The 6,681-nt window shown below is 73.7% G+C and carries 5 protein-coding genes; 4 read left to right on the forward strand and 1 reads right to left on the reverse strand.

All coding sequences use genetic code 11. The annotated features are described in order from the left end of the window. Nucleotides 1–209: 209 nt before the first annotated feature. From lnt to V7E45_RS37680, 4 genes are all read left to right on the forward strand, one after another. Entirely contained in the window at nucleotides 210–1,820 is a 1,611-nt protein-coding gene (gene lnt / locus V7E45_RS37665; protein ID WP_333778776.1) for an apolipoprotein N-acyltransferase, read from the forward strand. An 80-nt stretch (nucleotides 1,821–1,900) separates the two neighbouring features. Further along, on the forward strand, nucleotides 1,901–2,380 hold the full coding sequence (locus tag V7E45_RS37670) for an NUDIX hydrolase (protein ID WP_333778777.1): 480 nt from the start codon (nucleotides 1,901–1,903) through the stop codon (nucleotides 2,378–2,380). Nucleotides 2,381–2,434: 54 nt separating this feature from the next. Then, nucleotides 2,435–3,253, forward strand: coding sequence for a 3-hydroxybutyrate dehydrogenase (locus V7E45_RS37675; protein WP_333778778.1), 819 nt, complete (start codon nucleotides 2,435–2,437; stop codon nucleotides 3,251–3,253). A 76-nt stretch (nucleotides 3,254–3,329) separates the two neighbouring features. Then, nucleotides 3,330–5,282, forward strand: coding sequence for a helix-turn-helix domain-containing protein (locus V7E45_RS37680; RefSeq protein WP_333778779.1), 1,953 nt, complete (start codon nucleotides 3,330–3,332; stop codon nucleotides 5,280–5,282). Between the two features lie 50 nt (nucleotides 5,283–5,332). Here V7E45_RS37680 and V7E45_RS37685 read toward each other — a convergent pair. Further along, a partial coding sequence (locus V7E45_RS37685) for an MFS transporter (RefSeq protein ID WP_333778780.1) occupies nucleotides 5,333–6,681 on the reverse strand: 1,349 nt, incomplete at its 5' end.

The following is a 6,681-nucleotide window of genomic DNA, read 5'->3' on the forward strand; positions in this document are numbered from 1 at the left end:
CTCGCACCCCGGTCCCCCGACCTGTGGCAGGCCCCGGCCGCGCGCACCGGAAACGGCCGCACCGCTGAGGCTGGGCACACCGTAACGGCTGATGACCGCTTTGGGTACGAGTTGCGCGAAAGGTCGTGCTTCCGGCCCGGTCCCGGTGCGGGCGGGGGCCCGACAGCCCGTGCTGTCGGCGGCGGCGTCAACCGCCGTACACTCCCCGGGTGACCGTCACCGCAACCTCCGTGGACCAGTCGGACCAGCTCCAGCCGTCCTCAGCGCCCGCCGCGCGCGGCCGGCGGCTGGTGCGTCTGGTCCCGGCCCTCGCCTCCGTGCTCTGCGGAGTGCTCCTCTACATCAGCTTCCCGCCGCGCACCCTGTGGTGGCTGGCCCTGCCCGCCTTCGCGGGCTTCGCCTGGGTGCTGCGCGGCCGCACCTGGAAGGCCGCGCTGGGGCTCGGCTACCTGTTCGGGCTCGGCTTCCTGCTGCCCCTGCTGGTGTGGACCGGAGTGGAGGTCGGACCCGGCCCCTGGCTCGCGCTGGTCGCCATCGAGGCGATCTTCGTGGCTCTGGTCGGCGTGGGCATCGCGGCGGTCTCCAAGCTGCCGGCCTGGCCGGTGTGGGCGGCCGCGATCTGGATCGCCGGAGAGGCGGTACGCGCGCGCGTGCCGTTCCGCGGCTTCCCCTGGGGCAAGATCGCCTTCGGCCAGGCGGACGGCGTGTTCCTGCCGCTCGCCGCGGTGGGCGGCACCCCGGTGCTCGGCTTCGCCGTGGTGCTGTGCGGATTCGGCCTGTACGAGGCCGGGCGGCTGATCGCCGAGCGGCGCCGCACCCGGGTCCTCGGGCGCGGGGCCGCGGCCGCCGCCCTGCTGAGCGTGGCCGTCCCGGTGGCCGGAGCGCTCGCTGCCCGCCCGCTGGTGAGCGACACGGCGGAGGCCGGCACCGCGACGGTCGCGCTCATCCAGGGCAACGTGCCCCGCGCCGGGCTCGAGTTCAGCGCACAGCGCCGCGCCGTCCTCGACCACCACGTCCGGGAGACCCTGAAGCTGGCCGCCGACATCAAGGCGGGCAAGGCCACCCGGCCGGACTACGTGCTGTGGCCGGAGAACTCCTCCGACATCGACCCCTTCACCAACCCCGACGCCGCCGCCGTCATCAGCGGTGCCGCCCGGGCCGTCGGGGTGCCCATCTCGGTCGGCGGGGTCGTCGAGAAGGACGGCAGGCTGCTCAACGAGCAGATCCTGTGGGACCCGGTCAAGGGACCGAGCCAGACCTACGACAAGCGCCAGGTGCAGCCGTTCGGCGAGTACCTCCCGCTGCGCGGGCTGGTCGGCGCCATCAACAAGAACTGGACCGGCATGGTCCGCCAGGACTTCAGCCGCGGCAGCGAGCCGGGCGTGTTCGACATCCGCGGCGCCAAGGTCGGCCTCGCCACCTGCTACGAGGCCGCCTTCGACTGGGCCGTGCGGGACACCGTCACCCACGGCGCCGAGATGATCTCCGTACCGAGCAACAACGCCACCTTCGACCGCAGCGAGATGACCTACCAGCAGCTCGCCATGTCCCGCATCCGCGCCGTCGAGCACAGCCGGACCGTGACCGTGCCGGTCACCAGCGGCGTCAGCGCCGTCATCATGCCCGACGGGCGGATCACCCGGAAGACGGGCATGTTCGTGCCCGCCTACCTCGTCCAGAAGGTGCCGCTGCGCACCTCCGAGACGCCCGCCACCGAGCTGGGCGTCCTGCCGGAGATCGCCCTGGTGCTGGTCGCGGCGGGCGGTCTGGGCTGGGCGATCGGCTCCGGACTGCGCGGGCGGCGCGCCGCCCGCGCGTAACCGGCGCGTGTCCGTACGACGGCGGTACGCCCCTGGTGAGGAAACGGGTGGCCATGGGGCCACCCGTTAGGGTCGGCCCCATGGCTACTCCCGAATTCATCCGCACGCTCCGGGCTTCCGCGGGCCACCAGCTGCTCTGGCTCCCCGGGGTCACCGCGATCGTCTTCGACGACGAGGGCAGGGTGCTCCTGAACCGGCGCTCCGACACGCGCAAGTGGTCGGTGCTCGGCGGGATCCCCGACCCGGGCGAGCAGCCCGCGGCCTGCGCGGTGCGGGAGGTCTTCGAGGAGGCGGCCGTGCACTGCGTCCCCGAGCGGGTCGTCCTCGTCCAGGCCCTGCAACCGGTCACCTACGAGAACGGGGACGTCTGCCAGTACATGGACATCACCTTCCGCTGCCGGGCCACCGGCGGCGAGGCCCGCGTGAACGACGACGAGTCGCTGGAGGTGGGCTGGTTCGCGGTCGACGCGCTGCCCGACCTGAACGAGTTCGCGGTGTTCCGGATCAAGCAGGCCATGTCCGAGGCACCCACATGGTTCGACCCTATGAGCCTCGGCTGAAGTATGGGTGGCCACCACATGTGGTGAGGGGTGGGTCCGACTTAGGGTCGAGCCATGACCTCGTCCAGCCCGCTGCCCGGGTCCCACCCCGCCGCCTCCACCCCCCTCGACCTCGGCGGCCGCACCGCCCTCGTCACCGGCGCCGCCGGCGGCATCGGCCGCGCCTGCGCGCTGCGGCTCGCCGCCGCCGGGGCCCAGGTGAGAGCCGTCGACCGGGACGCGGCGGGCCTGGCCGAGCTGACCGCCCTCGCCGAACGGGCCGGCGACCTCCCGGGCACGGTCGAGCCCCACGTCCTGGACCTCACCGACCTCGACGCGGCCGAACACGCCGCCGCCGGCACCGACGTGCTGGTCAACAACGCCGGCCTGCAGCTGGTCCGCCCGCTGGAGGAGTTCCCGCCGGACGTCTTCCACACCGTGCTGACCGTCATGCTGGAGGCGCCGTTCCGGCTCATCCGCGGCGCCCTCCCGCACATGTACGCGCAGGGCTGGGGCCGGATCGTGAACGTGTCCTCCGTCCACGGACTGCGCGCCTCGGCCTACAAGGCCGCTTATGTGGCCGCCAAACACGGCCTCGAAGGCCTCTCCAAGACGGCCGCCCTGGAGGGCGCCCCCCACGGTGTGACCTCGAACTGTGTGAACCCCGCCTATGTGCGCACCCCCCTGGTGGAGAAGCAGATCGCCGACCAGGCCCAGGCGCACGGCATCCCCGAGGAGCGCGTGCTGACCGAGATCCTGCTGAAGGACAGCGCCGTCCAGCGGCTCATCGAACCCGAGGAGGTCGCCGACGCCGTGGCCTACCTGTGCGGCCCGCAGGCGTCCTTCGTCACCGGCACCTCGCTGGTGCTCGACGGCGGCTGGACGGCCCACTGAGCGGGCCCGCGGCGCCCGGCCGGGGAGTTTTCCACAGGCCTGACGGGCCGGGCGGCCCATACGGAATCCTGTGACCATGTCTCGCGATCACGTCCAGCCGGCCGAGCGCCCCCGCACCGGGGGCGTCACCGGCGTGCCCGACGGCAGCCCGGAGGCTCCGTTCCTCGAACTGCTGGCCCGCGACGCCCCCGCGGAGGCCTACGAGCAGCCGGTGCTGCTCGCACGTGCGGAGGGGAGGCCGGCAGACCGGGTCGCCGCGCTGGAGCGGGCCAAGCTGCTCGCGCTGCGGGTGCGGTCCGAACTCGAGGGGCGCAGGCGGCGCGAGGCGGAGCTGTCGGCGCTGTTCGAGACCGCGCACGACCTGGCCGGACTGAGAGACCTGGACGCCGTCCTCCAGGCGATCGTGCAGCGCGCCCGCTCGCTGCTGGGCACGGACGTCGCCTACCTCACCCTGAACGATGCGGGGCGCGGCGACACCTACATGCGGGTGACGGAAGGGTCCGTCTCGGCCCACTTCCAGCAACTGCGCCTCGGCATGGGGGAGGGGCTCGGCGGACTGGTCGCCCAGACCACGCGGCCGTACGTCACCGACGACTACTTCAAGGACGCCCGCTTCCAGCACACCCACGCCATCGACGCCGGGGTGCGGGACGAGGGCCTGGTCGCCATCCTCGGCGTGCCGCTGATGCTCGGCCCGCACGTCATCGGTGTCCTGTTCGCCTCGGACCGGCGGGCCCGCCACTTCGAACGCGGGCAGATCGCCCTGCTCGGCTCGTTCGCCGCGCTCGCCGCGGCCGCCATCGACACCGCCAACCTGCTCACCGAGACCCGCGCGGCGCTGGCCGGTCTCGAGCGGGCCAACGAGATCATCCGCGACCGCAGCGCCGTCATCGAGCGCGCCTCCGACGTGCACGACCGGCTCGCCGAACTCGTCCTGCGCGGCGGCGGGGTGCACGACGTGGCCGCGGCCGTCTCCGAAGTCCTCGACGGGACGGTGGAGTTCACCGAGGCCGACACGGCACCGGCCGCCGCGCTCGAGGCGTCCCGTGCCGAGGGGCACGCCGTACGGCACGGCAGCGACTGGATCGCCGCGGTGGCCGCGGGCGGTGAACTGCTCGGCGCGCTGGTCCTGCGTGGCCACCGCGACCTGGACCCGGTGGACCAGCGCACGCTCGAACGCGCCGCCATGGTCACCTCGCTGCTCCTGCTGGCCCGCCGCTCCGCCGCCGAGGCCGAACGACGCGTGCGGGGCGAGCTGCTGGACGACCTCCTGGACGCCCGCGACCGGGACCCCCGCCTGCTGCGCGAGCGCGCGGTTCGCCTGCGCGCCGACCTGGACGCCACCCATGTCGTCCTGGCCGCCCGGATCGACGGCCCGGCGTCCGACGCCGACGAGGAGGCCGCGGCCCGCCGCCGGCTGTGGTCCGCCGCGTCCCACCTCGCCGCCACCCGGCAGGGCCTGGCCGCCGCCCGGGACGGCGGCACGGTCCTGCTGCTCCCGCTCGCCGCCTCGGACACCGCCACGGACCTGGCCCGGCGCACCGCGCGCGACCTCGGCACGGCCGTCCAGCAGCCCGTCACCGTCGGCGCCTCCGCCCCCGTCACCGGCCTCGCCACCCATCCCGACACGGTGACCGCCGCCTACGCCGAGGGGCGCCGCTGCCTGGACGCCCTGCACCTGCTCGGCCGTGCCGGTGACGGCGCGGCCGCCGAGGACTTCGGCTTCCTCGGCCTGCTCCTCGCCGGTGAGCGGGACATCGGCGCCTTCGTCGGCCGCACCATCGGGCCGGTGGTGACGTACGACGAGCGCCGGGGGACGGAGCTGCTGCGCACCCTGGAGGCCTACTTCGCCTGCGGGATGAGCCCGGCCCGCACCAAGGACGCGCTCCACGTGCACGTGAACACGGTCGCCCAGCGGCTGGAACGCGTGGGCCGCCTCCTGGGCGAGGACTGGCAGACCCCGTCCCGCGCCCTGGAGATACAACTGGCCCTGCGCCTGCACCGGCTGGCGGCACCGGAACGGCACTGACCGGCCCCCGCGCGGGGGCCGGCCGGTCAGGGAGCCGTCGTGCGGGCCGGTCAGACGGTCCGGGCCTCGGCCGCCGGGCTCGTCCCGGCCTGCTCGTCGTCCTCGGCGGTCACCTCGGCGAGGTCACGGTGCCGGGTCTCACGGGCCACGCCCACGGCGACGAGCGTCAGCACGGCGGCCGCGATCACGTACAGGGCGATCGGCGTGGAGCTGTCGTAGTCGGCGAGCAGCGCGGTCGCGATGAGCGGGGCGGGCGCACCGGCCGCGACCGAGGCGAACTGGGCGCCGATGGAGGCGCCGGAGTAGCGCATCCGGGTCGCGAACATCTCGGCGAAGAAGGCCGCCTGGGGCGCGTACATGGCCCCGTGCAGGATCAGCCCGACGGTCACGGCGAGCACCAGGTACCCGAAGCTCCCGGTGTCGACCAGCGAGAAGAAGGGGAACATCCACAGCCCGATGCCGGCCGCGCCGAGCAGGTACACCGGCCGCCGGCCGACCCGGTCGGAGAGCGCGCCCCAGGCGGGGATCACCGCGAAGTGCACGGCGGAGCCGATGAGCACGGCGTTGAGCGCTGTCTGCTTGGAGGCGCCGGCGGAGGTGGTGGCGTAGACGAGGATGAAGGCGGTGATGACGTAGTAGCTGATGTTCTCGGCCATGCGGGCGCCCATGGCGACGAGCACGTCCCGCCAGTGGTGCCGGAGCACCGCCACGAGCGGCAGCTTCTCCGTCTCGCCCTGCCGGCGCCGGGACTCCGACCGCTCCAACGCCTCCTTGAACACAGGAGATTCGTCGACAGAGAGACGAATCCACAGACCGACCATCACCAGCAGGCCGGAGAGCAGGAAAGGTATGCGCCAGCCCCAGGTGCCGAAGGCGTCGTCCGAGAGGACGGCGGTGAGCAGCGACAGGACACCGGTCGCGAGCAACTGCCCGGCGGGGGCGCCGGTCTGGGGCCACGAGGCCCAGAACCCGCGCCGTCGCGCGTCCCCGTGCTCGGAGACCAGCAGCACGGCGCCGCCCCATTCGCCGCCGAGCGCGAAGCCCTGCACGAGGCGCAGCAGGGTCAGCAGGACGGGCGCCGCCGTTCCCACGCTCGCGTGGGTGGGCAGCAGGCCGATGGCGAAGGTCGCCCCGCCCATCATCACCAGGCTGAGCACCAGCAGCTTCTTGCGCCCCAACCGGTCCCCGTAGTGCCCGAACACGAGCGCCCCCAGCGGGCGGGCCGCGAACCCGACGGCGTACGTCAGGAACGACAGCAGCGTCCCGACGAGGGGATCGGAGCCGGGGAAGAACAGCTTGTTGAAGACCAGCGCGGCGGCGGAGCCGTACAGGAAGAAGTCGTACCACTCGATGGTGGTGCCGATGAGGCTGGCGGCGACGATACGGGGGAGGCTGGCGG

This window comes from Streptomyces sp. IBSBF 3136, assembly GCF_036815105.1.
Lineage (GTDB): Bacteria > Actinomycetota > Actinomycetes > Streptomycetales > Streptomycetaceae > Streptomyces.